The organism is Streptococcus sp., assembly GCF_019414905.1.
Taxonomy (GTDB): Bacteria; Bacillota; Bacilli; order Lactobacillales; family Streptococcaceae; genus Streptococcus.
Map to the genome: position 1 here is coordinate 1 of NZ_DXLC01000069.1, position 1,338 is coordinate 1,338.

The following is a 1,338-nucleotide window of genomic DNA, read 5'->3' on the forward strand; positions in this document are numbered from 1 at the left end:
TAAAGTTTGAGCTTGTGCTGCCTCGTTTGCACTTCTAAAACCAATTCGCCCCATCCCTGAACAAATTTTAAGATGAACGTTTAATCCTTAAAAGTCTGCCTCTTTAGCTATGAGTTTCTGGATCCATTCCAATCCTGCCACTGTTAAGGTAATGGCATACTCCTTAGCCAATGAAAGAGATTCAACCTCAGATACTCCTAAAATAAGAATCTTCTTAGAAATTCCTGCCTGACGAAGTTCAATGGCTTCATCGATATTAGAAACGCAAAAGCCGTCAACATCATCCTGAATAGCTGTTGCAACAGCTACCGCTCCGTGTCCGTAGGCATTGGCTTTTACAACTGCCCATTTGAGGGTATCTTTGGGAATATGCGCACCCATTTGTTGGATATTGTAGCGGATAGCACCTAGGTCGATGAGGGCCTTGGTTGGTCTATGTGGACTAGTTTTCATAATCTTCCTCCAAAATAACACTAGCTGTCACAAACTGATCTGTATGGCTGATCGATAGCCACACTTTTCCTGAAAACGGGGATTTACTGAAGTAGGGTGCCCCTCTCTCATTGTTCAAGATTTCCAAATCCTGAAAGCCCAACTTACCAATCCCTGTCCCTAGAGCCTTGGAGAAGGCTTCTTTAGCTGACCAACGCCCAGCCAAATACTCGATTTGTCTACGACCTTTGAGACTGGCAAAACGCTCCATTTCCTTGTCTGTCAAGACACGCTGGGCAAAACCTTTTCTTTTTTTTACTGCATTTTGTATAGAAGCTAATGCTTCGATATCAATTCCGTGTCCAACTATCATTTTCGTCAAAAGGAGTTGAGATACCCCCAACTCCATCCTTTTCACTTATTTTGTTAAGGTAGTATAGATTTCTTCTACCAGGGCTACTGTGTTTTCCCATCCTAGACATGGGTCTGTAATAGAGCAACCAAAGATTTCTGGTTGGTTTTGGCGACCATCTGCTAAGTAGGATTCAATCATGAAACCACGAACTGTCTTCTTGATTTTTTCATTCCAGTCACGATTGAGCAGAGCCTGGCGAACGATTCGAACTTGCTCCATATATTGCTTCCCTGAATTATCATGGTTAGTATCAATCATGATAAAGGGATTTTCAAGCCCCATAGACTCGTAACGCCCGATAGCATTTAAGAGAGTTTCATAGTAGAAGTTTGGTTCATTTTTCCCATATTCATTCATAGCTCCACGAAGGATAACGTGAGCTAGGGGATTACCTGAAGTTTCAACTTCTTGTCCATGGTAAAGAAATGTTTGCTTGTTTTGTGCAGCATAGATGGCATTAAACATAACAGACAGATTTCCAGAGGTTGGAT

At 41.9% G+C, this 1,338-nt stretch carries 1 protein-coding gene and 2 pseudogenes; all 3 read right to left on the reverse strand.

All coding sequences use genetic code 11. The features are described from left to right. Positions 1-453, reverse strand: a pseudogene (locus QZ359_RS01775) (alanine racemase); the annotation flags it as partial. Next, positions 443-805 (reverse strand): holo-ACP synthase, encoded by a 363-nt coding sequence (acpS, locus tag QZ359_RS01780; protein WP_293956038.1) that lies wholly within the window; start codon positions 803-805, stop codon positions 443-445. The pseudogene QZ359_RS01775 and the gene acpS, both read right to left, overlap by 11 nt. A gap of 45 nt (positions 806-850) precedes the next feature. Next, positions 851-1,338: pseudogene (locus tag QZ359_RS01785) on the reverse strand (3-deoxy-7-phosphoheptulonate synthase); the annotation flags it as partial.